Annotated in this window: 27 protein-coding genes; 15 read left to right on the top strand and 12 right to left on the bottom strand. The window is 67.2% G+C overall.

Features of this window, described 5'->3' with window-relative positions; translation table 11 throughout:
* Positions 1–43: 43 nt before the first annotated feature.
* Positions 44–637 carry an HAD family hydrolase gene (locus BAY61_RS28150; RefSeq protein ID WP_420848785.1) on the top strand — a complete coding sequence of 198 codons (594 nt, stop codon included), beginning with the start codon at positions 44–46 and terminating at the stop codon, positions 635–637.
* Here BAY61_RS28150 and BAY61_RS28145 read toward each other — a convergent pair.
* Complete coding sequence (locus tag BAY61_RS28145; protein WP_091803407.1) at positions 608–841, bottom strand: hypothetical protein; 234 nt, start codon at positions 839–841, stop codon at positions 608–610. The two genes, BAY61_RS28150 and BAY61_RS28145, sit on opposite strands and share 30 nt — an antisense overlap.
* 158 nt (positions 842–999) lie before the next feature.
* Here BAY61_RS28145 and BAY61_RS28140 point away from each other — a divergent pair, with 158 nt between their 5' ends.
* The gene (locus tag BAY61_RS28140; RefSeq protein WP_091803410.1) at positions 1,000–1,386 is read left to right on the top strand and encodes a cold-shock protein; all 387 of its coding nucleotides are present in this window, start codon (positions 1,000–1,002) and stop codon (positions 1,384–1,386) included.
* 227 nt (positions 1,387–1,613) lie between these two features.
* Here the strand turns inward: BAY61_RS28140 and BAY61_RS28135 are convergent, their stop codons facing one another.
* The 3 genes from BAY61_RS28135 to BAY61_RS28125 are packed head-to-tail and all read right to left on the bottom strand — an operon-like array spanning position 1,614 to position 4,823.
* Complete coding sequence (locus BAY61_RS28135; RefSeq protein WP_091803413.1) at positions 1,614–2,114, bottom strand: DUF2771 family protein; 501 nt, start codon at positions 2,112–2,114, stop codon at positions 1,614–1,616.
* A gap of 10 nt (positions 2,115–2,124) precedes the next feature.
* On the bottom strand, positions 2,125–3,975 hold the full coding sequence (locus tag BAY61_RS28130) for an MFS transporter (RefSeq protein ID WP_091803416.1): 1,851 nt from the start codon (positions 3,973–3,975) through the stop codon (positions 2,125–2,127).
* A gap of 41 nt (positions 3,976–4,016) precedes the next feature.
* Positions 4,017–4,823, bottom strand: coding sequence for a glutaminyl-peptide cyclotransferase (locus tag BAY61_RS28125; RefSeq protein ID WP_245865501.1), 807 nt, complete (start codon positions 4,821–4,823; stop codon positions 4,017–4,019).
* Between the two features lie 51 nt (positions 4,824–4,874).
* On the opposite strand from BAY61_RS28125, the gene BAY61_RS28120 reads away from it, so the two are divergent.
* Both BAY61_RS28120 and BAY61_RS28115 read left to right on the top strand, forming a co-directional pair.
* Positions 4,875–5,672 (top strand): DUF3027 domain-containing protein, encoded by a 798-nt coding sequence (locus tag BAY61_RS28120; RefSeq protein WP_091803419.1) that lies wholly within the window; start codon positions 4,875–4,877, stop codon positions 5,670–5,672.
* The gene (locus BAY61_RS28115; protein WP_170140173.1) at positions 5,650–8,502 is read left to right on the top strand and encodes a sacsin N-terminal ATP-binding-like domain-containing protein; all 2,853 of its coding nucleotides are present in this window, start codon (positions 5,650–5,652) and stop codon (positions 8,500–8,502) included. Before BAY61_RS28120 ends, BAY61_RS28115 begins: the two co-directional genes overlap by 23 nt.
* A 3-nt stretch (positions 8,503–8,505) precedes the next feature.
* On the opposite strand, the gene BAY61_RS28110 is transcribed toward BAY61_RS28115, so the two are convergent.
* Positions 8,506–8,778 carry a DUF2530 domain-containing protein gene (locus BAY61_RS28110; RefSeq protein WP_091803422.1) on the bottom strand — a complete coding sequence of 91 codons (273 nt, stop codon included), beginning with the start codon at positions 8,776–8,778 and terminating at the stop codon, positions 8,506–8,508.
* Between the two features lie 45 nt (positions 8,779–8,823).
* Here BAY61_RS28110 and BAY61_RS28105 point away from each other — a divergent pair, with 45 nt between their 5' ends.
* Positions 8,824–10,278 carry an NCS2 family permease gene (locus BAY61_RS28105; RefSeq protein ID WP_091803946.1) on the top strand — a complete coding sequence of 485 codons (1,455 nt, stop codon included), beginning with the start codon at positions 8,824–8,826 and terminating at the stop codon, positions 10,276–10,278.
* Between the two features lie 4 nt (positions 10,279–10,282).
* On the opposite strand, the gene BAY61_RS28100 is transcribed toward BAY61_RS28105, so the two are convergent.
* Entirely contained in the window at positions 10,283–10,987 is a 705-nt protein-coding gene (locus BAY61_RS28100) for an ArsR/SmtB family transcription factor (RefSeq protein ID WP_091803949.1), read from the bottom strand.
* Positions 10,988–11,052: 65 nt separating this feature from the next.
* Here BAY61_RS28100 and BAY61_RS28095 point away from each other — a divergent pair, with 65 nt between their 5' ends.
* Genes BAY61_RS28095 through BAY61_RS28080 form a run of 4 tightly spaced genes read left to right on the top strand, consistent with a single transcriptional unit; the run spans position 11,053 to position 14,323 of the window.
* Positions 11,053–11,712, top strand: coding sequence for a hypothetical protein (locus BAY61_RS28095; protein WP_091803425.1), 660 nt, complete (start codon positions 11,053–11,055; stop codon positions 11,710–11,712).
* Positions 11,709–12,509 carry an isocitrate lyase/PEP mutase family protein gene (locus BAY61_RS28090; protein ID WP_091803428.1) on the top strand — a complete coding sequence of 267 codons (801 nt, stop codon included), beginning with the start codon at positions 11,709–11,711 and terminating at the stop codon, positions 12,507–12,509. Before BAY61_RS28095 ends, BAY61_RS28090 begins: the two co-directional genes overlap by 4 nt.
* Positions 12,510–12,531: 22 nt before the next feature.
* Positions 12,532–12,966, top strand: a complete 435-nt coding sequence (locus BAY61_RS28085) for a MarR family winged helix-turn-helix transcriptional regulator (RefSeq protein WP_091803431.1) — start codon at positions 12,532–12,534, stop codon at positions 12,964–12,966.
* 34 nt (positions 12,967–13,000) lie between these two features.
* Entirely contained in the window at positions 13,001–14,323 is a 1,323-nt protein-coding gene (locus BAY61_RS28080; RefSeq protein WP_420848786.1) for an MFS transporter, read from the top strand.
* A gap of 107 nt (positions 14,324–14,430) precedes the next feature.
* Here BAY61_RS28080 and BAY61_RS28075 read toward each other — a convergent pair whose 3' ends face one another.
* The 5 genes from BAY61_RS28075 to BAY61_RS28055 all read right to left on the bottom strand — a co-directional run bounded on the left by BAY61_RS28075 (position 14,431) and on the right by BAY61_RS28055 (position 18,651).
* Positions 14,431–15,054, bottom strand: a complete 624-nt coding sequence (locus BAY61_RS28075; RefSeq protein ID WP_091803437.1) for a superoxide dismutase — start codon at positions 15,052–15,054, stop codon at positions 14,431–14,433.
* 112 nt (positions 15,055–15,166) lie between these two features.
* On the bottom strand, positions 15,167–15,766 hold the full coding sequence (locus tag BAY61_RS28070; RefSeq protein WP_091803440.1) for a GNAT family N-acetyltransferase: 600 nt from the start codon (positions 15,764–15,766) through the stop codon (positions 15,167–15,169).
* Positions 15,767–15,796: 30 nt separating this feature from the next.
* A complete protein-coding gene (locus tag BAY61_RS28065; RefSeq protein ID WP_091803443.1) occupies positions 15,797–16,450 on the bottom strand; it encodes a biliverdin-producing heme oxygenase in 654 nt (217 codons plus the stop codon).
* A gap of 70 nt (positions 16,451–16,520) precedes the next feature.
* Positions 16,521–17,132 carry a TetR/AcrR family transcriptional regulator gene (locus tag BAY61_RS28060; RefSeq protein WP_091803445.1) on the bottom strand — a complete coding sequence of 204 codons (612 nt, stop codon included), beginning with the start codon at positions 17,130–17,132 and terminating at the stop codon, positions 16,521–16,523.
* Between the two features lie 22 nt (positions 17,133–17,154).
* On the bottom strand, positions 17,155–18,651 hold the full coding sequence (locus tag BAY61_RS28055; protein WP_091803448.1) for a glutamate-cysteine ligase family protein: 1,497 nt from the start codon (positions 18,649–18,651) through the stop codon (positions 17,155–17,157).
* 226 nt (positions 18,652–18,877) lie between these two features.
* On the opposite strand from BAY61_RS28055, the gene BAY61_RS28050 reads away from it, so the two are divergent.
* From BAY61_RS28050 to BAY61_RS28030, 5 genes are all read left to right on the top strand, one after another.
* A complete protein-coding gene (locus tag BAY61_RS28050; RefSeq protein WP_091803952.1) occupies positions 18,878–19,735 on the top strand; it encodes a TrmH family RNA methyltransferase in 858 nt (285 codons plus the stop codon).
* A gap of 17 nt (positions 19,736–19,752) precedes the next feature.
* The gene (locus BAY61_RS28045) at positions 19,753–20,355 is read left to right on the top strand and encodes a DUF2537 domain-containing protein (RefSeq protein ID WP_091803954.1); all 603 of its coding nucleotides are present in this window, start codon (positions 19,753–19,755) and stop codon (positions 20,353–20,355) included.
* 182 nt (positions 20,356–20,537) lie between these two features.
* Entirely contained in the window at positions 20,538–20,915 is a 378-nt protein-coding gene (locus BAY61_RS28040; RefSeq protein ID WP_091803451.1) for an MmcQ/YjbR family DNA-binding protein, read from the top strand.
* 73 nt (positions 20,916–20,988) lie between these two features.
* Complete coding sequence (locus BAY61_RS28035; protein ID WP_091803454.1) at positions 20,989–21,933, top strand: NAD-dependent epimerase/dehydratase family protein; 945 nt, start codon at positions 20,989–20,991, stop codon at positions 21,931–21,933.
* Entirely contained in the window at positions 21,933–24,227 is a 2,295-nt protein-coding gene (locus tag BAY61_RS28030) for a glycosyltransferase (protein ID WP_091803457.1), read from the top strand. Before BAY61_RS28035 ends, BAY61_RS28030 begins: the two co-directional genes overlap by 1 nt.
* Before the next feature lie 280 nt (positions 24,228–24,507).
* Here the strand turns inward: BAY61_RS28030 and BAY61_RS28025 are convergent, their stop codons facing one another.
* Positions 24,508–25,074 (bottom strand): GtrA family protein, encoded by a 567-nt coding sequence (locus BAY61_RS28025; RefSeq protein ID WP_420848787.1) that lies wholly within the window; start codon positions 25,072–25,074, stop codon positions 24,508–24,510.
* A 155-nt stretch (positions 25,075–25,229) separates the two neighbouring features.
* On the opposite strand from BAY61_RS28025, the gene BAY61_RS28020 reads away from it, so the two are divergent.
* Entirely contained in the window at positions 25,230–26,381 is a 1,152-nt protein-coding gene (locus BAY61_RS28020) for an NAD-dependent epimerase/dehydratase family protein (RefSeq protein WP_091803460.1), read from the top strand.
* The last annotated feature ends 36 nt before the right edge of the window (positions 26,382–26,417 follow it).

Here is a 26,417-nt window from a genome sequence, read left to right as displayed (position 1 = left end):
TTACGGTGTCGGCGTGGGGATGTGCGTTGGTTTCGACCTTGACATGACGTTGATCGACCCGAGGCCCGGCATGATCGCCGCGATGGGACAACTCGCGGAAGAGACGGGGTATCGGTTGGACGGTGAGGCGTTTGCCGCCAACCTCGGCCCGCCGCTCGATCACGTGCTCCGCGAGTTCGGAACGCCGGAAGACCGGATTCCGGAACTCATAGCCAGGTTCAGGGCGATCTATCCCGACGTCGTGATTCCTCGCACGGTCGCGCTTCCCGGCGCCACCGCCGCGCTCCAAGCGGTCAGGGCGGTGGGCGGCAGCACACTCGTCGTCACGGGAAAGTACGCGCCCAACGCGGCACTGCACGTCAACTCACTGGCCTTCGCGGTCGACGAACTCGTCGGCGACCTGTGGTCGACGCAGAAGGCGAGCGCGCTCACCGAGCATGGCGCGAAGATCTACGTCGGCGACCACACGGGCGACATCCGGGGCGCGCTCGCGGCGGGAGCGCTCGCGGTCGGCGTCGAGACGGGCCCGTGCTCGCGAGCGGAACTGCTGGCCGAAGGCGCCGACGTGGTACTCGGTTCGCTTGCCGAGTTTCCGGCCTTGCTTGAGTCAGCGCCTGCGATGCTCGCGGATCAGTGAGACGAGCCCGAGTCCCAGCCCGAGCGGAGTCACGACACCCGCCGCGACGGAAAGCCATACGGGCAGTTCTTCGAGTCCGGCGGCGAACATGACGAACACGGCGAGCACCGCGAGCATGCCGACGGCGAACAGCACGATACCGGCGCGCATGAGCATCGGGGCGCCAGTGCTGGTGGACGGGGTTTCGCGGACGGCGGACTCCATGCCTACATCTTAAGGCGGGCAATCTGCTTCTCCCCACCGCATGTGGCGAGATAGGCTTGGCTGACACGCGTCCTGGGTACGCACCTGGGGCGCGTTCGTCGTGCGGGGCCGGTCATGGCCGGACCCGCGGCCGGAGTAGCGAAGGAACGGTGAGGGCAGTGCCGACCGGCAAGGTCAAGTGGTACGACGCGGACAAGGGATTCGGCTTTGTCACCCAGGACGGTGGCGAGGACGTCTACATTCGAAAAGCCGCGCTACCGCAGGGGGTGGAGGCCCTCAAGGCCGGACAGCGACTGGAATTCGGTGTCGCCGACGGGCGCCGCGGTCCGCAGGCTCTTTCCGTGCGACTGCTCGACCCGCCGCCTTCCGTCGCCGAGGCCCGTCGCCGTCCTGCCGAGGAACTGCACGGGCTCGTCGAAGACATGATCAAGCTGCTGGAAATGCGTGTGCAGCCCGATCTTCGAAGGGGCCGCTACCCGGATCGCAAGAACACCAAACGCATCGCCGACGTCATGCGCGCCGTCGCCAGAGACCTCGACCCGTAGGGACCGGTTTCGGGCTGGGTTGCTTGGCGGTGCGGGTGGCGGAACCTGAGGTGGTTTCTCGCTGCGGGATCGTCTCCTCATGTATGCCCATACACCACGTCGTCGCTGTCCTCGCGAGAAACCGCCTCAGAACCCGCTTCAGTGCGAGTTGGCGGCCCGCTCTTTGGCGGCTTCGCCGCTGTCGAAACGGCCCCGGGCGGTTTTGCGTGGCGGAACCTGAGGCGTGCTCAGGCGGCGACCGGGTCGATTTGCAGTGACCACACGCCGCGTACGACCAGCTGGGGCTGGCCGCTCTCGTCGAGAAGCGGCTCGTCCTGCTGGTTGGCGGCGTATGCGCCACTGAGTTGCTGGATCTCCACGACGATGAGCTGATCATCGGGTGAGTCGGGAGTGATCGTGTAGGCGAGGCGGTCGCCTGTGGTGAAGACCTCTTGTTTCACCGGCTGGACTTCGCCGTCGGCGTTGACGTATTGCACGTTGACGAGCCACGGCGTTTCCGCGATCGCCGTGGGCACGGAGATCTGCACCGGCTTGCCGGGACGCACCTTGAGCGTCGCCGCGTCGCCACCCTGCTCGCAGGAACGCATGAGCGCGTCGCAGTACATCAGTGGTACGGCGGTGGCGGCTTCGCCGTCGGCGAAGAAGGTGATCTCGGGCGGCGGGGCGGCCGAACAGCCGGCCAGGGTCACCGCACCGCCCGCAAGCAGCGCCATCAACGCACGTCGCATGATTCGCAGACTACGGTCTGCCCTCGGCACCGGCGGGATCGGGGCGTAGCGGTCGATCGCCGCCGAGACCAGGGATCAGCGACGAGCCCTTGCGAATGAGCCAGGTCTGTGTAAGGCCGATCGCGAGGAATACGGAGACCACGAGGAACCCGATCCAGTAGGTCGGCGGCAGCAGCAGGCCGACGGCGCCACCGAACACCCACGCGAGCTGGAGCACGGTCTCGGAACGGCCGAACGCCGAAGCACGGGATTCCTCTGGTAGATCCTGCTGGATCACGGCGTCGAGGCTGTTCTTGGCCAGCGCGCTCGCGGTGGAGCCGACGAGGCCGACGATCGCGGCCGTCGCCAGCCCCGCGAGCAACGCGGCGAGCACGGTCGAGGCGAGTGCCGCCGCGACACAGCCGAGCACCACCTGGTCGGGCTTGCCGAAGTGCATGCGTGAGCCGAGCGCGTTGCCGAGGAAGCCACCCGCGCCCGCCGCGGCACCGATCACACCGAGCATCAGCAGTTGCATGAAGGGCGATTGGCCGCCGTCCTCGGTCTGCGCCTTCACCGCGAACGCGGCGAACATCATGAGGAACCCGGTCAGCACCCTGATCGACCCGTTGCCCCACAGGCCGACCACGATGTGTCTTCCCATGGGCTGGCGTTTCTTCCGTTCCTTGCCCCTCGCTGTCAGCGCGGCCGGAACCTCGCCCTCGGTGACCTCGACCCAGGCCGGGATGCGCATGGCCTGCGCCGCGCCGACGACACAGATGATCGCCGTGAACCACAGTGCTCCCGACGAGCCGAGTACGGAGTTCAACCCCGCCGCGATCGCACCGAACACACCACCGGCCGCGAGCCCGAAGACGGCGAGACGGGCATTGGTTTTCGACAGCGTGATGTCCGGTGGAACGACCCTTGGCGTGACCGCCGCCTTGAGCACCATGAAGGATTTGGAAAGCACCATCTTGCCGAGCGCGGCCGGATAGAGCCCCCAGTCGTTGAAGTGCAGCGCCATCAGTACGCACATCAGTGCCTGGCCCGCCGACGCGACGCACATCGCGAGCCTGCGGCCACGCTGGATGCGGTCGAGCGCCGGACCGATCACCGGTGCGACGAGCGCGAACGGCGCGATGGTGATGAGCAGGTACAGGGCGACCTTGCCCCTGCTCTCGCCACTGCTTGCCGCGAAGAACAGGGTGTTCGCGAGCGCGACGGCCATCGCGGCGTCACTGGCGTAGTTGAGCATCACCGCGTACGACAGCGAGGTCAGCCCCGACTTGTCGGCGCCGTCGGCCTTCGTCGCCCGCTTGAACGCGTCGACGGCCTGGCCGCTGAGCTGCTTGCCGCGTAGTGCGGCGACCCTGGTGACGGTGAGCTTCTTCGGCAGCCGGGGCATGCCCTCGGCGCCTTCGAGGCCGTGTTCGACCCTGGTCTGCTGGTCTCCCCTGCCGGAGGGCGGTGGTTGCTGACCGGGTGGCGGACCTTCCTGCGCTTCGCGCGGCTGACCCGGCGCGTACCCACCCGTGTCGTAGCGCTCGAAGTCCCCCTGCGCGCGCGGCGACTGCTGCCATGGACGCGGCTGCCGGGGCTGCTGCGGAGGGTAGGGCCGGGCGCCCTGACCTCGCGGCGGTTGCTGTTGCGGGTGGTATGGCGGTGGAACAGGGACGGCGCCGGTCGGCGCCTCGTCGGCCGTCGGCTGCCACGGTGGTTGCCTGCGAGTGGGCGGCTGTTCGGGAGGCGGACCCTGCGGCGCGCGTTCCCAGCCCTGCCGCGCGGGCCGCTCGACCCGGGTGCGTTCCGCCCGTTCGGCAGGCGGCTGGCTCGCCCCGGGTTCGGGCGTCCATTTCCGCTTACCCCTCCGACCGGAACGCATAACCTCAATCCTGCCGTACTGATGGTCGCCTGTGCTGGGCATCAGGCCACGTTGACGAACTTCACCCTGAACATCTTCGGCCACAGCTTCCCCGTGATGAGGAACTGGTCGGTTCCCGGGTATGCCGCGATGCCGTTGAGAACGTCCGCCCCCTGCGCCTCCCCGGGTTCAAGCAGGCCCGAAGCGTCGATCCTCGCGGTCACCTCACCTGTCGCGGGGTCGATGCGCACGATGTCGTCGCTTTGCCACACGTTCGCATACACGGTGCCGCCGACACATTCGAGTTCGTTGAGCTGATCGATCTCCGCGCCGTTCTCCGTGACCTTCACCGTCCCCTTCGCCTCGAAGGTCTCCGGGTCGCGGAAGGTCAGCGTCGCCGAGCCGTCGCTCATGACGAGCCTGCCCTCTTCCGCCTGGTGGCAGATACCCCAGCCCTCGCCCTCGTAGTTCACCCTGCGCACCTCTGCGAGGGTGTCCTTGTCGCGCTCGATGGCGATGCCGTCCTGCCAGGTGAGTTGCCACACGGTCGATTCGAGAACCGTGATGCCCTCGCCGAACAGCGAATCGGGCAGCGCGACCGTGACGTCGGGTTCGGCTCCGGCTTTTCCTTTGCGCAGGGTCGACTGGCCGAGCAGGCCCGTGCCCTCGTACAGCGTCTCGCCGGAGAACTCAAGGCCCTGGGTGAACGCCTCACTGTCGTGAGGCAGGTCCTCGATCACCTCGACCCGCAGTCGCTCGACCGGGTCGTTTTCGTCGTTTCCTCGCCCCTGTCCGGGTGCGGTGGAGGGCGTCGCGCCGCAGGCGGTGAGGGTGGTCAGTACCGCGATCACACTCAGCGTTCTTCTCACCACACCAGCCTGGCACGAACGCGCACAGTTACGTACTGCACAATTGGCTGCATGACCCTGCTGCTCACCCTCGACGACGGCGAGGTCCGCCGGAAACTGGTCGACGCGGTCGAGCTGGCGCGCGATGCCGCCGCGCTCGACGCCGGGGCCGACAGCGTCGGCGAGCACGTCGACGTCGAGCACGAGGACGCCGTGTCCGTCACGCACCTTTTCGCGGCCAGAGTTCCCGGCTACCGGGGCTGGTGCTGGTCGGTGACGGTCGCCGCGGCCGATCTCGATGCTCCGGTGACGGTCAGCGAGGTGGTGTTGCGGCCGGGTCCCGACGCGCTGGTGGCCCCCCGCTGGGTGCCGTGGGAGCGGAGGGTCCTTCCCGGTGATCTCGGGGTCGGCGACATCTTTCCTACCGACACCGACGATCTGCGGCTCGTGCCGGCCTACTTGAGCACCGAGGTCGACGCCGAATCGGCCGACGAGATCGAGGAGATCGGCTGGGAGCTCGGCCTGGGCAGGCAGCGGGTGATGTCGCGGTACGGAAGGGACGACGCGGCGACCCGCTGGAATCGCGGTGAGTTCGGCCCGCGCTCCGACATGGCCCGCAGTGCGCCTGGCAGGTGCGGAACCTGTGGCTTCTACCTCCAGCTCGACGGTTCGTTGCGCGCGGCCTTCGGGGTGTGCGGCAACGAGATCGCGCCTGCCGACGGCAGGGTCGTGCACGTCGAGTACGGCTGCGGCGCGCACTCGGAGGTCGAGGTCGAGGTGACCTCGTCGGTTCCGGTCGCCGAGCTGGTCTACGACGACTCCGTGCTTGACATGGAACCGGCTGTTGGTGAACAGCCAGCAGAGTCCTGATCCCGGCGCCGGAACAGGCGACTTCGGCGCGGATGCACTGCGGGCGGCCGTCCTGCGGTCGTGGCGCGATTCGCCGACCCGGTTCACCGAGGACACCAACGCCGAGCACGACCTGAGGGTCGGCGGGTACCGGGACCGGCTTTTCACCGAGCTTGCCCAGAACGCGGCCGACGCCGCGGCCGCCGAAGGCGTACCCGGCAGGATCCGGATGTCCGTTGTGGACGGTGAGTTGCGGGTAGCCAACACCGGGGCGGCGCTCGACGCCGCCGGTGTCGCCTCGCTTGCCTCCTTGCGTGCCTCGGCGAAGCCGGAAGGGGCCGTCGGCAGGTTCGGGGTCGGTTTCGCCGCCGTCCTCGCGGTCACCTCCGCTCCCCGGATCGTGTCCAGGACCGGCGGAGTCTCGTTCTCCGAGGACCGTACGCGCGCGGAAACAGGCGAACCGGAGACCGTGCCGATCCTGCGACTTCCGTGGGCTTTGCCGGAGGGGGAACCGGAACCGCCGGAAGGCTTCACCACCGAGGTCCGGTTGCCGTTGCGCCCCGACGTCGATCAAGAGAGCCTGGTGCGGCTCATCGCGTCCGAGGTCGCGGACCTGCTGCTCGCGTTGCCGTGGCTGGCAGAGGTCGATGTCGACGGCGCGGTGTGGACCCGCACGGCGGAGGCCGGTTTCGTCACACTGACCCAGCCCGAAGGACACGCGACGCGGTGGCTCGTCCATCGCGGCGAGCACGCGGTGTGGGCGGTGCCGGACGACGGCGTGCCGAGGCCGCTCACCGAGGACGTGCTGCACACCCCGACACCGACCGACGAGCGGCTTTCCCTTCCCGCGAGGCTGTTCGCCTCGGTGCCGGTCGAACCGTCCCGGCGCAGGGTGCTGGCAGGCCCAGCGACGAAAGCCGCGTTCGAGGCAGCGGTCGCGGAATATCCGGGACTGTTGCGGCTCGTCGAAGGCGAACACCGGATCGCGCTGGTGCCGAGAGCGGCCTTCCCGCTGTCCGAAGTGGACACACTGCTGCGTGAGCTGATTGCCGAGCGGCTCGCGGCCGACCCCTGGCTGCCCGCCGCCTCCGGCGGAGTCGAGTTGACGGGCGCGAGCGCAAAGGTGCTCGACATCGACCTGCCGGAACTGCCCGCGTTGCTGGCCGACGTCGTGACCGGGCTTGTCGCGGCACCGCTGTGCGGGCACGGACCGGCGAGGACACTCGCCGCGGTCGGCGCCGTCCCGATCGGTGTCGCCGAGGTCGTCGACGCGGTCACCGGTATCGAGCGATCGCCTTCGTGGTGGCACGCGTTGTACTCGGTGTTGCTCGACGGCGTCGAGCAACACCTGATCACCCTCGACGAACTCGGCGCGCTTCCCGTCCCACTCGCGGACGGCCGCACGGTTCCAGGGCCGCGCGGGGCCTTGCTGACGCAGGACACGCCCACGCCGCCCGGCTTCGCCGACCTCACCATTCCCGGGCTCTACCTCGTGCACCCCGACGCCGTTCATCCGCTGCTGCGGCGGCTCGGGGCGCAGGAGGCCGGTGCGGCGGAGTTGCTGGTCGCACCGGCCGTGCTGGACGCCGTCGACCGCAGTGTCGACGACGCGATGTCGGGTGCCGACGTACTGCCGCTCGCTCGTGCCGTACTCGGTCTCGCCGCCTACGCGGGCGGAGAAGGTCTCGGCGCGCTCGCGTTGCCTTCGCCCGACGGGTGGCGCCGTGCCGACGAACTCGTCATGCCGGGTTCGCCGCTGCTCGATGTCTTCGACGAGGAGGCGCTTGGCTCGGAGAGCCCGTTCGGCGTGCTCGACGAGGACTTCGCGGCAGAGTGGCCGAGCGACGTGCTGACCTCGGCGGGCGTGCTCGGCACCTTCGCCGTCGTCACGGACGAGGACCCGGCCGGTCCCGATCACGAGCTGCCCGACGAGGACGAGTGGTGGGATTCGCTTCCCGAGCCGCCTTCGAGGGTGCTCGCGGTGCGCGATCTGGACCTCGTCGCCGACGACGCGTGGCCCGACGCGGTGCGACTGCTCGCGGCGAACCCCGAAACCTGGCACGCGCTCACCGAACCGGCGGGGCACACGCGCTGGTGGCTCGCGAGGGCGGCGTTGCTCGCCGACGCACCGCCCTCGTCGTGGCGGCTGAGCGGGACCGACGACCTCGCCGGGCTCTACGAGGAGGTCCCCGATGTCGGGCTGTCCGCGAGGCTGCTCGAACTGCTCGGGGTGAGGAGTGGCCTCTCGCTCTCGGGAGCAGAGGACGCGCAGGACCTGTGCGACCGGCTCGCCGATCAGGAGCGGACGGTGTCGCCGGGACTTGTCATGCGGGCGCACGCCGCGCTCGCCGCCGCCCCTGGGCTCGCGGGCGAACTCGACCCGCCGCGAAGGGTAAGGGCACTCGACGGTTCGGTCGTCGACGCGGACGACGCGGTGGTTCTCGACGCCCCGTGGCTGCTCGCGGTGTGGCCTGCCGACCGGCTCGTCGCGGTTGCCGAATGGGAGGCAGCGCCGGTGCTCGCCGACGTCTTCGCGCTCGCGCTCGCCGGTGACGAGACGACCGCCGAGGTGACCAGCGAAGGCGAGTTCGCGTCGTGGCGTGAGCTGCCTGCCGTCGTCGCTGCGGCCGAACTGCTCGACCTGGAGCTTCCCGAAGGTGGGGTTGTCGTCCACGAGGGGCTCAGCGTCGGTGACCGTGCCGTTTCGTGGTGGTTCGACGGCGAACTCCACGCCGACGACACGGCGGAAGGGCTCGCGAGAGCGTTCGCGTGGAGCGCCGGACACTGGCCCGACCGGCTGCTCATCACCGCCCTCATCGACGATCCGGATCCGAGGACCGTGCTGGGATAGCGGTCAGAGCCCGTGCTGCGCGCCGCGTGAGCCTCGCCGCGACGCCGCGCGCTGCCAGAACATGATCGGGATACCGATGAGCCCCAGCCCGCCTCCGGCGAGCATCGTCCACAGCCAGGTTCCCTCGACGCCGCTGACCAGTAGCACGAGAAACCCCGCGAACCACAGCGCCGTGCCGACGAACACCGGGGTCCACAGATCGGTCAGTGACTTCGGTAGCTCAGGCGGAGGACGAAGCCGTCCCTGTTCGCCGGGGGAGTTGCTCGGTTCGTCCACGTAGGACAGGCTACCGCTGCATCATCCGACACGAGGCAGGTGACGATGGCACAGGCCAGTGAGCAGCGGTCCGTCAGGGGACGGCTCGACAGCTACTTCAAGATCAGCGAACGCGGGTCGACCATGAGCAGGGAACTGCGCGGTGGCCTTGTCACGTTCGTGGCGATGGCCTACATCGTCGTGCTCAACCCGCTGATCCTCGGCAGCTTCTCCGCCGACGACCCAGGGGCGAAGCTCGACTCGACCGGCGCGATCCTGCCGGTTCCCCAGGTCGCGGCCGTCACCGCGCTCGTGGCCGGTGTGATGACGATCCTCATGGGGATCATCGCCAACTACCCGTTCGCGATGGCGGCCGGGCTCGGCATCAACGCGCTCGTCGCGGTGACCATCGCGCCGCAGATGACGTGGGCTTCCGCGATGGGGCTCGTGATGGTCAACGGGCTTGTCGTGATGGTGCTGGTCGTCACGGGAGTTCGCTCCATGGTGTTCCGCGCGGTACCCGCCGCGCTCAAGGTCGGCATCGCCGTCGGTATCGGGCTCTTCATCGCCCTGATCGGGCTCGCCGACGCGGGGTTCGTGACGGCGGGCTCCGGCACGCTCGTGCAGCTCGGCATCGACGGTTCGATCGCCTCGTGGCCGACCGGTGTCTTCGCGGTGACGCTGCTGGTGATGGCGATACTGGTCGCCCGCAACATCAGGGGCGCGATCCTGCTCGGCGTGCTCTTCGGCACCGTGCTGTCGATCGTCGTCGAGGCCATCGTCGACGCGGGGCCGTCGGGGGGAACGAACCCGAAGGGCTGGAGCCTCGGCTATCCCGGGCTTCCCGACAACGTGTTCGGTATCCCCGATCTCTCGCTCATCGGACAGGTGGACTTCGGGGCGTGGGCACAGATTCCCGCCATCACGGCGGCGTTGCTCGTATTCAGCCTCGTGCTCACGGACTTCTTCGACACCATTGGCACCATGACGGGGCTCGGAAGGGAAGCCAACCTCGCCGACAAGGCGGGCAACCTGCCCAACGTCGGCAAGACACTGTTCATCGACTCGCTCGGCGCCGTCGCCGGTGGTGCCGCTTCGTCTAGTTCCAACACGGTGTTCGTCGAATCGGCGGCAGGCATCGCCGAAGGCGCGCGCACCGGGCTCGCCAACGTCGTCACCGGTTTGCTGTTCATCGCGGCGATGTTCTTCACGCCGCTGTACGAGGTCGTTCCCATCGAGGCGGCCGCACCGGCGCTCGTCGTGGTGGGTGCGCTGATGATCAGGCAGATCACCGACATCGACTTCCGGGACTTCGCGGTCGCGCTTCCCGCGTTCCTGACCATCGTGGTCATGCCGTTCACTTACTCCATCGCCAACGGCATCGGCGTCGGGTTCGTCAGCTACGTGGTGTTGCGGGCCGCGACCGGCAAGGCCCGCGAGGTACACCCGCTCATGTGGGTCACCTCGGCCTTCTTCGTCATCTACTTCGCCATCGGCCCCATCCAAGCCGCCCTGGCTTAGAAGCTCAGCGCTGAACAGCGAGATCGATGCCAAGGAGCTCGCCGATCGCCTCGATTCCGGAATCGGTCGGAGCGACGGCCCTTCCGCTGCCGATGCGCTTGAGCCAGGCGTTGCCGATGAACGTGCGGCACACCAGCGCACCGGCCAGCCCGGCTACGTGGGTGCGGCGTTCCGTCCAGTCGAGACACGCTTTTCCCAGTGGTCTCCTCGTGTCGCGCAACCGGCTCGGCGCCACACCGAGGCTGTCGACGAGCCAGGCCGAGCCCTCGGGAGTCAAGGCGCAGCCGTTCGCGAGGTCGAGCAGCCCCTTGTCGGCCATCGCGTCGGTGATCGTGACGCCGAGCCTGCCCGCGAGGTGGTCGTAGCAGGTGCGGCCACGGGCGAGCGCGGCCGAAACCCGCGAACCGCGCAGTGTCGGCCGTGGTTCGGAGACGGGATCGACGTGCGCGGCGAGCCCTTCGAGCAGATCGGCGACGTGTGGCCCCGCGAGTTGCAGATACCGGTGCCTTCCCTGTCGCCTTTCTACGAGCAATCCGCCGTCGACGAGCCTGCTGAGGTGTTCACTCGCCGTGGATGCCGCGACGTCGGCCTGCCGTGCCAGTTCGGTCACCGTCCACGCGCGACCGTCGAGCAGCGCGAGGCAGAACGCAGCCCTCGTCGGGTCGGCGATCAAGGCGGCGAGCCCTGCCAGTTCGGTGGAACGCGACATGTGCCAAGGCTCGCACGCGAACACTTCGGCGGGCACCGAAGCGTCCGGCTCCTACCGTTGCGGTCATGAACAGACTTGTCGATGCCGGGTTCGTCGTTCCTCCGGTACCCGATGGCACGGGAGAGGGCATCGCGTGGTTGCGGGCGCACGTGGCGAGGTTCAGCTCCGGCGAGCGCCACCGTCGTCGGCGCGGGCTGGTGATCTCGGCGCTGGCGGGAATCGATCCCGCGTGGTTGCGGCGAGCTGCCCGTGAGGCAAACCGGACCGATCCCGCGCTGCCGGTCGAACTGCTCGCGGACGCGCTCGGACACCGAGTCGACCCAGCCGACGTCGCGATGGTCGCCGCGCACTATCAGCCCGGCACAGGGGAGACCGTCGACGCTGATGCCGCCGTTTCTCGTCTCGTCGCGGTGATGGGCGGGGTCGCCGACGAACGGACGGCTGCACTGATCGGCTTGCTGGTGCAGGCGTACGCCGCCACCGCGACATTGATCGAAGCCGCCATGAACAGCGGATCCGGAACCGCCGACGCGCTCGTCGCTGACACGCTCGCGCGGCGGCCTCCGGTGCGGACAACCCGCAGGCAGGGTCCGGACGGTGTGATCAGTGTCGTGGACCTCGCCTCGGCGGGGTTGCCCTTCGGCGCGGGTGAACACGAGTGCCCAGGAGCAAGACATGCCATCGCGATCGCGGCTGGCGCCATCGAGGGAGGACGTCGGCCATGAACAGCCCCCAGAACACCGAGCGGTTCAGGGCGCTCCACCACACCGGAGACCCCTTGCTGCTGCCCAACGCGTGGGATTTCGCGTCGGCCGCGATGCTCGCCGAGGCAGGGTTTCCCGCCGTGGGCACGACGAGCCTTGGCGTCGCCGTCGCTCGTGGCCTTCCTGACGGTGCCGGTGTGGCGAGAACGCAGACCGTCGAGACGGCGCGCCTGCTCTCGCGGTTGCCGTTCCTGCTCACCGTCGACATCGAGGGCGGGTTCGGCGAGCGCCCCGACGAGGTAGCGCGGCTGGCCGCTGAACTGGCCGCCGAGGGCGTCGTCGGTGTCAACATCGAGGACGGAAGGCAGGGCAACCGCCTTGCCGATGCCGCGGCGCAGGCCGAACTGATCATGGCGATCAAGAAGGTGGCTCCGGGGTTGTTCGTGAATGCCAGAACCGACACCTACTGGCTGGGGATCACACCGGAACCGGAGCCGACCATGGAGCGGCTGCGCCGGTACGCCGACGCCGGAGCCGACGGGGTGTTCGTTCCCGGTGCGATATCGGCGGCGGGAATCGCCGCGATCACGGAGGGAATCGAGCTGCCGCTCAACGTCCTCTACCGCCCGGAAGGTCCTGGTCTCGACGAACTCAGCGCGCTGGGGGTCCGCAGGGTGAGCACGGGTTCGCTGCTGTTTCGCGCCTCGCTCGCCGCAGTGGTCGACACCGCGCGAAAGCTCAGGTCAGGCGATGCACTCGAACGAGATGTGCCAGGGTATGCCGAGGTAGCCTCGCTCACCATCGACCAGGGACGATGAAATCGTAAGGTATGCTAAGCAAGTGTCTGAGCCTGTGGACAACCGCTCGCTGGCGAGTCGCCTGCGACTGTCGGTCGTGCGGCTGAACCGCAAGCTACGGGCACAGCGGACCAGCCAGGACCTTTCGCTCACCCAGATCTCGGCGCTGTCGACGCTGCACAAATGCGGCCAGATGACACCAGGTCAGCTCGCGGCGAAGGAAGGCGTGCAACCGCCGTCGATGACGAGGGTCATCGCCGCGCTCGAAGAGGTCGGCTACGTCGAGCGCAGCCCGCACCCCACCGACGGGAGGCAGGCCATCGTCGCCGTCACCGGCGAAGGGCTCGCCTACGTGCACGCCGCCATCTCCGCGAGGGAAGCCTGGCTGGACGAACGGTTGGCTGAATTGAGCGGCGAGGAGCGCGAGGTGCTCTCCAGAGCCGCCGAGATCATCGACAGGCTGGCGGGCCACGGCTGACGCCCCTTTCGATCGCGGGAGGCGACAACTCGGCGTGAGTATCACGGGTAGCGACGCGACCATCCCCTCCACGGACACCGCTACCCACGATCCACCCGGGACACCGGGAAAGCAGCGCAAGAGCGGCATGTTCGCGTCGCTGCGCGTGCGTAACTACCGGCTTTTCTTCTCCGGCCAGGTGATCTCGAACATCGGCACCTGGATACAGCGCATCGCGCAGGACTGGCTCGTGTTCGAGCTGAGCGGCCGCGACGCGGTCGCGCTCGGCATCGCCGTCGCGCTCCAGTTCGCGCCGACCCTGTTGCTGTCGTTGTGGGCGGGCGTGCTCGCCGACAGGGTCGACAAGCGCAAGCTGCTCATCGCCATCCAGTCGGGTATGTGCGCGCAGGCTGTGGTGCTCGGCGTACTCAACGTGGCTGGCGTCGTCGAGCTGTGGCACGTGTACGTGCTGTGCGTCGTGTTCGGGTGCCTTTCCGCGCTGGAGGTACCGACGAGGCAGGCGTTCGTCGCCGAGATGGTCGGCAAGGATCACGTGCCCAACGCCGTCGCGCTCAACTCGTCGGTCTTCAACATGGCGAGGATCGTCGGCCCTGCCATCGCGGGCTTCGCCATCGTCGCCATCGGGACCGGCTGGCTGTTCCTCGCCAACGCGGTGAGCACGCTGGCCGTGATCGCGGGGCTGGCCATGATGGACTCGGCGAAGCTGTTCAGGGGCCCTGCGGTGAGGAGGGCGAAGGGGCAACTCATGGAGGGGCTGCGGTACGTGCGCGGCCGCTCCGACCTGATGACCGTCATGGTGCTGGTGTTCTTCGTGAGCACCTTCGGGATCACCTTCTTCGTCTCGCTCGCCATCGTCGCGGCCAACGTGTTCGGCACCGAGGCCGACGGCTACGGCATGCTGTCGACGCTGCTCGCGGTCGGCACGTTCACCGGTGCGCTCGCCTCGGCGCGGAGGGGTAGTCGCAAGGCCCCGAGGGTGCGGTTGCTCTTCCTGTCCGCGTTCGCGCTGGGGATCATCGAGGTCGTCGCCGCGTTCATGCCGAGCTACCTGGCTTTCGGTATCGCGCTCGTGCCGCTCGGCATCGCGACGATCACCTTCCTCAACACCGCGAACTCGCTGGTGCAGACGTCAGTGAGCCCGGAGATGCGAGGCAGGGTCATGGGCCTCTACGTCCTGGTGCTGATGGGTGGAAATCCCATCGGCGGACCGATGACGGGCTGGATGGCCGAGACGTTCGGCGGGAGGTCGCCGTTCTACATCGGCGGCGCGGTCGCCGCGCTCGCCGTGGTGGTCTGCGGCTTCGTGCTCTACCGTGCGCGACGAACCCCCTTGCGCGATTCGCTGAGGTTAGGCTAACCTCATACATGTCCGCTTCGTGGTGGGAGCGGCAGTCAGTTCGGGAACAGACGAGGGCCCCGCACCGGATCCGGTGCGGGGCCCTCGTTGTGTTGCCGGTGTATCGGTCAGGGAAGCAGCAGACCGTTGCGGCCCGCCTTGGCGTCCTCGAACCGCTTGCCGATCTCCGCCCAGTCGAACACGTTCCACAGCGCGTTGACGTAGTCCGGCTTCACGTTCTTGTACTGCAGGTAGAACGCGTGCTCCCAGACGTCGACGAGCAGGATCGGGACCGTCGGCAGGATCAGGTTGTTGTGGTGGTCGCGAAGCTGCTGGGTGATCAGCGTCTTGCCGATCGGGTCCCAGGACAGCGCGCCCCAGCCGTTGCCCTGAATCGTGGTGCAGACCGCGGTGAACTGAGCCTTGAACTTGTCGAAGGAACCGAACGCCTCGTCGATGGCTGCCGCCAGCTCACCGGTCGGCTTGTCACCACCGCTCGGCGAGAGGATCTTCCACCACACGACGTGGTTGGCGTGGCCGGCCAGGTTGAACGCGAGCGTCGTCTCAAGGCCGACGATCGAACCGAAGTCGTTGGCGTCACGCGCGGCAGCGAGCTTCTCCAGCGTCTGGTTCGCGCCGTTCACGTACGTCTGGTGGTGCTTCGAGTGATGCAGTTCGTTGATCTCACCCGAGATGTACGGTTCGAGGGCACCGTAGTCGTAGTCGAGAGCAGGAAGCTCGTACGTGGGCATTAGCCCTCCTTCTTATCGTTTCGACACAAGGTCCCTTTACGTAGCCAAACCTAGTAGTTGCTGATAGGGCTGGCTAACTGGGGCGTCCCTGAGTTGACCTTCCAACGTCGAGCTAACTGGAGGTCAAGGGGCGGTGATCACAACCACAGTCACACCGAGACCGTTCCCACTCGGCCCGGGTGAGTTGGTACTCGACCTCACCGTGCTCGGAGCCCTCGATCGCCTCCGGCCAGTCACCCGTGAAGTTCCGGACGAGAAACAGGCCCGACTTCTCCATGACCCGACGGGACCGGGCGTTGACGGCCATGGTGTTCGCCGTGACTCGCTCGACGTCCAGATCCGTGAACCCCTTGTGGATCAGGGCCAGGGAGCCTTCGGTGGCGTAGCCACGTCCCCATGCCGCCTGGTTCAGCCGATAGCCGAGTTCGACCACGGCGGGGTCGCGCTCCTCCAGCGGCCGGAACTCGAACCACCCCAGGAAGGTGCCGGTGATCTTCTCCTGCGCGGCCCAGTATCCACGGGTCCCCCAGCACGGGTAGTCGTGAAGGAGCCGAGGCAGGGTGCGCGTCTCGATCGCCTCGCGGCTGGTGGGACGACCACCGTTGATGAAGCGCGTGACCTCGGGGTCGTTGTCCAGGGCGAGCAGATGGTCGACATCGGCCGCTGTGAACGCGCGCAGGATCAACCGGCCGGTCTCCAGGAAGTTGGTCATGTCGCGATCTTCGGGCCCGCCGCCGGCTCCTTATGCGGCGACGTGTTGCTCGATGTCGTCGGCGAGATCGGCGAGCACCGCGATGTTGAGTTCGAACGCGGTAAGGGTCTCGTCGACGATCGCGCTCCGCTGTGCCGCGCCCCACGGAGCCGTGTCGAGCAGTTGCCGGTACCGCTTGCGGAACGCGGAGGGGTTGCCGACGGCCGAGAAGTCGTAGAAGCGCGCGCCCGCGTCCCTGATGCCGTGTTTGCGGTGCAACAACGAGCCGACGACCTGTCCTCCCGCGAGGTCGCCGAGATAGCGGGTGTAGTGGTGGGCGACGTAGCCGCCAGGCCAGGTGGAGGCGACCTCGTCAAGGCGTCGCACGTAGCGCTCGGTCGCCGGAACGGGTGTGATCGCGCTTTCCCAGCCGGGGCCGAGCAGGTGTTCGAGATCGGCGATCAGCGCGGGCATCCTGCGTAGTTCGTCGATGACGAAAGGGCCGCCGACGGGGTCGCCCGCCATGGCGTCGCTCGCCTTTTCCAGCGCTCCGTAGATGAAGTAGTACTGCGCGGCGAGCCTCGCGTATCCGGCGAGGGTGAGGGAACCGTCGAGTAGTGCGTCCATGTACGCCGAGTGGTGCGCGCGCTCGTGCACCTGTTGAGTGGATTCACGCAGTGTCCGCGAGAACGGCTGCTCGGTCATCGGCCCTCCCAAGAGGTTCTGACACGCTGTCAGAAAAGAGCTTAGGTGAGGGTTGCCTAAAAAGCGATGCTCAAACCTGATCGTCGCGGGTTTTTACGCCGACCGCGCGAAGGATGAAACCCACCGCGACCGAGATGGCGGTGTCCAGTTGCTCGGCAGGCACGTCGACGACCTGCCTCGCGCCGAGTGCCGCGGTGACCATCGGGATGACGATGTCGGGGTCGTGGTCGGCGAACCTGCCCTCGGCCACACCCCGCGCGAGGATCGCCCTCAGCTTCTCGACGATGGGGTCGGCGTGCGCCGCGATCCTGCGGTAGGCCGAGGGCGCGAGCGCCGAAGCCAGCGCCCCGCCCGGTGGCAGGTGGTACTCGGCGAGCGTGCGCAGTTGGAGCTTCGCGAACGTCGCAAGTTTCTCGACGGGATCGTCGACCGCGTCGACGGCCGCGCCGAGCAGCGCGACGTACCGGGCCGCCTCGTGCTCGACGAAGGCGACGAGCAACTCCTCTTTGTCGCGGAAGTGGTTGTAGATCGCCGTCCTGCCGAGTTCGGCCTCGGCCGCGACGCTCGCGAGCGTGACGGCGTCGAACCCGCGCTCGTAGAGTTGCCCGCGCAGTGCGTCGAAAACCCTGGCGCGCACGTGCTCGCGATGTTCCGGCAGTGAGCCGCCGATGATCTTGGGCATGCACGCACCTTTCGGGAAAGACTCAGGCTACCGGCCACTCGTGGACCGGATCACCCGCTTTCGCCAGCTCAAGGTAGCGCGCCAGCATGCTCGCGAGCGCGCTGTCGCGGTCGAGGCCGCGAGCCTCGGCACGCGCGACGGCGTCCCGCTGCCACGTGCTTCCCGTTCGCCGCCGGATGCACCGGTTCTCGATGACCCCGAGATAGCGGTCGGCCGCCGTGCTCGACACGTCCGAATCGCGCAGACCTTCGTGGGCCAGCGGGAGCAGCACCCGCAACACGAGTTCGTCGGGCGGGATCCAGCCCGCGCCAGGCCAGTAGAGCTGGGCGTCGAAGCCGCCTCGTGCTCCCGCGTAAAGGTTCTCCTCGGCGGCCTGGAACGACATCTGCGACCACAGCGGGCGTTCCTGTTCGGCGAGTGCCCGCTGCGCGCCGTAGAAGAACGCGGCGTTGGCCATCATGTCCAGCACGGTGGGTCCGGCAGGCAGCACCCTGTTCTCGACGCGGAGGTGGGGCTTGCCGTCCACGACGTCGTAAACGGGCCGGTTCCATCGCCACACGGTTCCGTTGTGAAGCCGGAGTTCGGCGAGGTTCGGCACCCTGCCCGCTTCGAGGGCCTCCATCGGCTCCTCGGGATCGGTTTCCGGCAGCAGACCGGGGAAATAACGGACGTTCTCCTCGAAAAGGTCGAAGATCGAGGTGATCCAGCGTTCGCCGAACCAGACCCTCGGCCGCACGCCCTGGTTTTTCAGCTCTTCCGGCCTGGTGTCGGTCGACTGCAAGAACAGCGGGATCCGCGTCTCGTGCCACAACGCCTTGCCGAGCAGGAAGGGCGAGTTGGCTCCGATCGCCACCTGAACGCCTGCCAGGCACTGCGCCGCGTTCCAGTGCGGCGCGAATTCCTCCGGGCTCACCTGCAAGTGGAGTTGTACCGACGTGCACGCGGCCTCGGGGAGGATCGACTCGGCGTAGCTGTGCAGCCGCTCCTGCTCGTGTCCCGATATGGCGGTGCCCTCGATGGAAAGCAGTGGCTGCTCGCCTCGCGCGGCGAGGATCTGGTCGTTGAGCAACGAGTAACGGGCGTTGTTCGTCAGCCATTTCTGGTCGAAGTGCTCGTGGCTCAGCGTCGGGAGGATGCCGACGACGGCGAGTACGGCACCGGCCTCCTCCGCTTTGTCTGCCGCCCTGCCGAGGTAGTCGTTGAGGTCTTCTTCCAGCGCGAGGGCGGAATCACCGTCGAGAGGGCGGGGTGGAACGTTCAGTTCGACGTTGTGCTGGGACAGCTCGGTGGTGAAGGAGGGATCGTCGAGGGCATCGAGAACGGCGGTGTTCGACATGGAAGGACGCATGCCCGGATCGACGAGGTTGAGCTCGACCTCAAGGCCGATGTGCTTGCGGGGGAAGGAGAAACTGCCATCGGAGAGCATCCTCGCGAGCGTGTCGAGGCAGCGCTGGACCTTCCTGCGGTATCGCCCCCTGTCCCGTGGATTGAAGAAGTCCGGTGACACGTCCTTACCCATGGCGTATCCCTTTGTTTCTCTTCGGCCACGGCTCCCCGAACGCCTTGGCGTGATACCTGCCAGGCCGAAACGGTGGCATATGCCGGGGGGCCAGAGCTAGCGGCCAAACTGGTGCCGTCTGTCACCTGGACCTAACGGAGCGCAAGCGGCACCCCTTCGCACCAACATGCTACCCAGCATTCGGAGCACCGCGACCGTGGCGAGCGGCAGATGGGAGACTCGGCAGGTGGCCCTGTTGATCTACACCGATGACGCGGCCGACGAGCGGCTCGACGACTTCCGGGAACTCACGACAGCCGACCGCAGGCCGGACCGGCCCGGCGGAAGGGGTTTCGTGATCGCGGAGGGAACGGTCGTCGTTCGCCGGCTGCTGACGTCGCGCTACCGCGTCCGTTCGCTGCTGGGCACGGAGCGCAGGCTGGCCGAACTCGCTCCCGAGCTCGCGGCTGTCGACGTTCCGGCCTACGTGGCGCCTGCCGAGGTCATGGCGAAGGTCATCGGGTTTCACCTCAACCGGGGGGTGCTCGCCGTCGCCGACCGGGTGCCGCGGCCCTCGGCCGAGGAGGTCGTGGAAGACGCCCGGTTGCTTGCCGTGCTGGAAGGGGTCGGGGACCACGAGAACCTCGGCGCGATGTTCCGCAACGCCGCCGCGCTCGGGGTCGACGGCGTTTTGCTCGGCCCTGGCTGCGCCGATCCGCTCTACCGGCGCAGTGTCAGGGTGTCGATGGGCAATGTGCTGCGGGTGCCCTTCGCTTCCGTGCCCGAGTGGCCCTCGTGGTTGAACCGGTTGCGCGACAAGGGGTTCCGGGTCGCCGCGTTGACGCCCAGAGCTGACGCGATCGACCTGCGTGCGCTGCCAGGCGAGGTAGGGCCGCGCATCGCGGTGCTCGTCGGTTCCGAGGGGCACGGGCTCACCGAAGAGGCCATCGCCTCGGCCGACCTCGCCGTGCGTATTCCGATGTCGAGTGGTGTCGACTCGCTCAACGTCGCGACGGCGGCCGCCGTCGCGTTCTACGAACTCGCGGGCCGTGCTGGTTCCTCGGAAGCCGGAGGCGAAGCGCGGCAGGTCATGGGGCGTGGTTGAGCGTGGGAGGCGCCGAGGTGCGACTGTTGATCAAGGACGAGCGGGTGGTGCTCGTCGGTGGCGAGAACGGCACGGAAGCCGATCCGCACGGCCTCGCGCTCGCGCCCGACCTCGCCGAGGCGTTGCACGAATGGGCGAAGGTCGCGTCCGCGGTACGGCGAACCGGTAGCGGTCAGGGCTCGGAAGTCGTTTCGCAGCGCGGAAAACAGCTCGCGGGAAGGGTGGCCCTCGCGATGGGTGTCCCCGTCGAATACCGCGATCCCTTCACCGGCGAAGCGCACGTCGTGGCGCCCCCGGAGGAGCAGGAACGGCGCTATTCCGCCGAGCGGCTCGTCGGTTCGCGGGCGGCCATCGACGAGAAGACGCCGTGGGGAACGGGGCTCACCGTCGCCGGTTTCCTCGCCGTGTTCGTCGCGGTCGCGATGCTCGCGCTGGCCAACGCGCTCGCGACGGAGACCACCGACTGGGTCGCCGTCGGTGCGGGAGTCGTCGTCACGGGGGGCCTCGCGCCTTCGCTGTGGCTTGGCAGGGCTGTTCCGATCGTGCGCTGGATCGTTCTCGGAGCCGCCGCCGGTGTCGTCGCCGCCTGGATCGGACTGCTCGTCATCGCCTTCCGGTGATTTCGTGAGTTCTGTGTCAAATACGGCCGGTTCCGGTGGCGAGAATCCGCTTCGCCGGTCCGGATCGCGAAGTTCCCATAAGTCATGGCCCTGGGGAAACCGGTCTGTTGTACTTGGTTGAACCGGCCCATCCGGTTGGTGTCGCCGCTTTGTTCACGATCGGCCCGAAAAGGACATTCCTCATGGTGGACGTGACGAATGATGCCGAAAACGCGCTGCCGAGATTGCGCGAGCTGTGCCTGGCGTTGCCCGAAGTGACCGAGCGGCTCAGTCACGGCGAGCCGACCTGGTTCGCGGGCGAAAAAAAGACGTTTGTCATGTATGCCGATCATCATCACGACGATCGCGTCGCATTCTGGTGCGCCGCGCCACCGGGAACCCAGGAAGCGTTGATCGGCGAGGCTCCCCTGAAATACTTCCGGCCGCCTTACGTCGGTCACCGCGGTTGGCTTGGGGTATGGCTCGATCGGGTGGTCGACTGGGAGGAAATCGCGGAGATCGTCACCGACGCGTATCGCGTGGTGGCACCAAAACGATTGCTTCGTGACCTGGAAGGGTGAGGTTTACCCAGGTCGGGGAAACGGTTTCGAACGCACTGAAAGGTTCCTTTCGGACGACCGGTAGTTTAGCGGCATGGCTACGTCGATCGCCTCAGACGTCTGTAATGTCGTGGTTACCGGGGGTAGCGGGTTCATCGGGAGAGCTGTCGTCAGTGCATTTCGCGAGCGAGGTGCCAACGTCACCGTCGTAGACCGCGAACCGCCGAGCGACCCACGGCCCGATGTCGTCTTCGTGCAAGGCGACCTCGCCGATCCCGAGGTCAGGGAACGCGCGATCCTGCCGGGAACCGACGGGATCATCCACCTCGCCGCGATCACCTCGGTGCTTCGTTCCGTCGAGATGCCTGCCAAGACCTACTCGGAAAACGTCGCCATCACCCACGAGTTGCTCGAACTCGCCAGGATGCACGGCGTCGGCAGGTTCATCCTCGCCTCGACCAACGCCGTCGTCGGCGACGTCGGCACCCGCACGATCACGGAGGATCTGGCGCTCCAGCCGCTGACGCCCTACGGGGCGACGAAGGCGGCCTGCGAGATGCTGCTCTCCGGCTACGCGGGCGCCTACGGGATAACCACCTGTGCGCTGCGTTTCACCAACGTGTACGGGCCTGGCATGTCCCACAAGGACAGTTTCGTGCCGAGGTTGATGCGCGCCGCGCTCACCGAGTCCGGCGTCAAGGTGTACGGCGACGGCGAGCAGCGCAGAGACCTCGTCTACCTCACCGACGTGGTGAACGGCATCCTCGCCGCGTGGGACTCGCGGCACACCGGAAGGGCCATCGTCGGCGCGGGGCGCTCGGTCTCGGTGCTCGACCTGATCGACACCGTTCGCGAGGTCACCGGATGCCCCATCCCGGTGGAGCACGTTCCCGCTCCAGGGGGTGAGATGCCCGCCGTGGTCGTCGACATCTCCCGCAGTGCCGAGACGATCGGCTACATTCCCGCTTTCGACCTCGCCGCCGGGCTCTCCGAGACCTGGCAGTACTTCCTCGACCACGACAGGCAGAAAGTGCTCTAGTGCTCGCATTCCTCCGTCGCCATTGGTTACTGCTCGTGCTGCTGGCGGGCGGGGTGACCCTGCGCGTCATCACGTGGCTGGCCTACCAGCCCGCGCTGCTCTACATCGACACCTTCCGCTACATCGACAACCTCGAAGCACTACGGCCGACCGACCTGAATCCGCTCGGGTACACGGTGGTGCTCAAGGCGATGCTCGGCGTCGGCAACCTCGCCTTCGCCGCGGCCGCCCAGCACGTGCTCGGCCTGTTGATCGCGATCGTGCTCTATTTGCTCACCCTGCGGTACACGTCGAGGACGTGGCTGGCGGCGCTCGTCGCCGCGCCCGTTCTGCTCGACGCCTACCAGTTGCACATCGAGCAGAACCTGATGTCGGAGGTGTGGTTCCAGGCGCTGCTGGTCGCCGCGCTGTGGGTGCTGCTGTCGCGAGGCGAGCCCAAATGGTGGCGAGCCGCGATCGCCGGTGTGCTGCTTGGCGCGGCGGTGCTGACTCGCACGATCGGCATCACGATGATCGTGCCGTTCGTGCTGTACCTGATCATGGCGGGCGGAGCGTGGCGGTCGAAGGAAGGCTGGAAACGCATCGGGGTGCGAGCGGGAGCGGGCTTGCTGGCCTTCGCCGTCGTCCTGGTTTCCTATGCCGGGTACTTCAAGTCGCAGGCAGGCATCTGGGGACTGACGGGCGCGCAGGGCAACGTGCTGTACGGAAGGGCCGCCGTCGTCGCGGACTGCGACAAGTTGCCGCAGGAGGACAAGACGCTGTTGCTGTTCTGCCCCGAAGAACCGCTCGGCGAGCGCTTCGGCGTCGACTTCTACACCCACTACCGATACGGCGACCCCTCGTGGCCCACGACCGAGCTGCCACCTGATCGCTCGAAACAGACGCTCGCCGACCAGTTCGCCAAGCGGGTCATGAGGGAACAGCCCGTCGACTTCACGCTGGCGGTACTCAAGGACTTCGCGAAGAACTTCGGCCCGGTCAAGATGACCTCGCTCAACGACGTTCCGGCCGAGCGGTGGCACTTCCAGACCACCTATCCGTACTACATCGTCGGAGAGAACAGCGTGGAGATGTTCAACCAGACCTCGCTGTACTTCGACGGGGTCACCCCGAGCGTGAACACCGACCTCGCGACGTTCCTGCGCAACTACCAGTTGCACGGCGGGTACCTGTGGGGTCCGGCGCTCGCCGCGCTCGGACTGCTCGGCTTGCTCGGCGCGTTCGGCGTTGGAAGGGCGAGAAGGTCCGGTCTGCGTTCGGCGGCCTTCCTGGCGACGTCGAGCGGGTTGATCCTGCTGCTCGGTTCGGCTGCCTTCGAGTTCTCGTGGCGCTACCAGTTGCCCGCGCTCGTGCTGATGCCGCTTGGTGGAGTACTCGGGCTCGCGGCCATGCTCGGCTGGGGCAAGCGCGATCCGGCTGCCCCGGTGCGGCGGCCGAAGCTCAGCGACTACCCCGACGAGGTCGACAGCGGCGCGGTCGCCGACTTCCACAGGAGGTACGGCGAGGCGAGGCTGACGCCGCTCGTGGTGGTCATCGCGGCATTCAACGAGGCGAAGGGCATTGGCGCCGTGCTGCGCGACATGCCGAAGGAGTGCGAGGGACTTCCGATCTCCACGCTGGTCGTGGTCGACGGGGGCACCGACGACACAGCCGAGATCGCCGAGCGCAACGGTGCCTACGTGTGCGTCGCTCCCCGAAACAGGGGACAGGGCGGTGCGCTGCGGCTCGGCTACCACCTCGCGGCGGAGCGTGGTGCCCGGTACGTCGTCACCACCGACGCGGACGGGCAGTACGTCAACGAGGAAATGCCCATGCTGATCAAGCCGCTGCTCGCGGGCGAAGCCGATTTCGTGACCGGATCTCGCCGGATGGGCACGGAAGAGCACGACAGCAAAGTGCGCTGGCTCGGTGTTCGCGTTTTCGCCGTTCTTGCCTCAATTCTGACAATGCGGAAGATAACGGACACTTCGTTCGGTTTTCGCGGGATGCACGCACAATTGGCTGCCTCGGTGACTTTGCGTGAACCGCAGTACCAGTCGTCGGAATTGCTACTCGGCGTGCTCGCGCGTGGCGCCAGGGTGCTCGAAGTGCCGATGAGCATGCATTTGCGCAACAACGGCAAGAGCAAGAAGGGCGGCAGCATCAGGTACGGCGCCAACTACGCGAGGGTGATGACCTGGACCTGGTTGCGCGAGTACGTGTTCGGTGGCGCCAGGAGGCACCCCATGACCCCTCGGGCGTCCTTCGAGCAGCAGGAACAGCGTCGCTCTCCGGAGAAGACCGGCGTCAGCTGAGGCAGCGGCTTGTTCCTGATGGGTTGCGTGGCGGTGCGGGGTGACGGGCCCACTTGAGGCGGCCACGCCGCTGAGGGGATGTCCTTGGCGGCTCACTCGGAAGTGGGGCTCAACAGAGGTCAGCGCCGTGGCCGAGAGTGATCGGCCGCGGCGCTAACGCTCAGGTTGAGCTTGAGGGTATGTGCGGCTTGCGGGTGACAGGACCGGGCGGAAGCCGCACCAGATTTCCGGCGTTCACAGGCCACTGTGGACCGGGACAGTTCCCAGCCTTCGGGAGTGTTCAGACCACCTTGTGGGACTGGGAGAGGACGGCGGGAACCGGCGGTTCCACGGCGGCGTCCTTGACGTCTTGCAGCCTGGCGTAGACCAGCCGGTCGAGCGCGGCGAACTTGAGCGCGAAGACCACCGCGTAGCCGCCGAGGTACGCGGCGTCGAGCACGACGATGCGCCAGAAACCGGAAAGGGCGAGCGGATCGGTGAGCATCGCGGCCGCCGTGGTGAGCCCCACCGAGGCGAACCAGCCGATGGCGATCACCGCGAGGTAAGGCAGCAACTCGCCCTTGACCTGGGGTTTTCCTCGGCGTCCCCAGGCCCAGCGGCGGGCCAGGAAGTAGTTGGGAATGGCACCGGCGATGAAGGCGATCCCGCTGGCGAGCGGTGCGCTCGCGCCCCACCAGAGCAGGCCGATCAGGGTCGCTTGGCTAAGGGCGGTCGCCAGCGCCGAACTGGCTCCTGCCCTGGCCAGCCTGCCCCGAAGGCGCCGTGGCTGACCGGCTGGGGCTTGGATTTCCTCCTGCCCCGGGTCGGTCATACCGGTCTGCTCGGTTCCGGTGCTCACTCTTCCCATTGTGCACACGGTCGTTTCGTGGTTCTTGCGGCACCCCGAAACTCACAGCGGGTTGATGTCATCATGTTATTAAGACAGGGTGGACCGGACAAAGAACCGGTCATCGAAAACCAAGCCGAAGTACCAATCTGTGACGATCTGGAGGCAGTCGAGTCGTGCGAGTCCTCGTTCTCGGTGGTGATGGATATCTGGGGTGGCCGACCGCGCTCCACCTCTCGGACCGCGGCCATGAGGTCGCCGTCGTCGACAACTTTGCTCGCAGAAAGTACGACGAGGAACTCGGCTCGCAGAGCCTTGTTGCCATTGAGGACCTGAGTGTCAGGGTCGCAGCCTGGAAAGAGGTCTCCGGCAAGGAGATCCCGATGTACGTCGGGGACCTCGTCGAGGCCGACTTCGTGTACCAGACGGTGCGCGAGTTCCAGCCCGACACGATCGTCCACTTCGGCGAGCAGCGCGCTGCGCCGTATTCGATGATCGACCGCGAGCATGCTGTATACACGCAGTACAACAACGTTGTCGGCAACCTCAACGTCATGTACGCGATCGCCGAGCTCAACCCGGAGATTCACCTGGTGAAGCTCGGCACGATGGGTGAGTACGGGACACCCAACATCGATATCGAGGAAGGCTGGCTTGAGGTAGAGCACAACGGCCGCAAGGACCGGATGCTCTTCCCGAAGAAGCCGGGCTCCTTCTACCACCTCAGCAAGGTGCACGACTCGCACAACATCGAGTTCGGCTGCCGGATCTGGGGAATGCGGGCAACGGATCTCAACCAGGGCGTCGTCTACGGCCAGCAGACGGAGCAGACGATCCGCGACCCGAGGCTGGCGACGAGGTTCGACTACGATGCCATCTTCGGCACCGTGCTCAACCGGTTCGTCATCCAGGCCGTGCTCGGCCAGCCGCTCACCGTGTACGGCAAGGGGGGCCAGACCAGGGGCATGCTCGACATCAGGGACACCGTCGAGTGCCTGCGACTTGCCGTCGAGAACCCGGCCGATCGCGGCGAGTTCAGGGTGTTCAACCAGATGACGGAAAGCTACTCCGTCAAGCACATCGCCGAACTGGTCGCGGAGCGGTTCGCCGGTCCCGTGCAGATCGACTACCTGGAGAACCCGAGGGTCGAGCAGGCTGAGCACTACTACAACGTCAAGCACACCGGGCTTGTCGAGCTGGGGCTCAAGCCGCACTTCCTCTCCGACACCCTCATCGAGTCGCTGTTCCCCATCGTCGAGGAGAACAAGCACAGGGTGAACATGGAGAACATGCTGCCCAAGGTGAAGTGGGCAAGCGCGAAGAACTGACGAGCACCGAAAAAGGGAGGCGCCCAGCCGATCGGC

The organism is Prauserella marina, assembly GCF_002240355.1.
Lineage (GTDB): Bacteria > Actinomycetota > Actinomycetes > Mycobacteriales > Pseudonocardiaceae > Prauserella_A > Prauserella_A marina.
The sequence above is the reverse complement of the archived record's forward strand: the minus strand, read 5'-3'. Positions and strand labels throughout refer to the sequence as shown.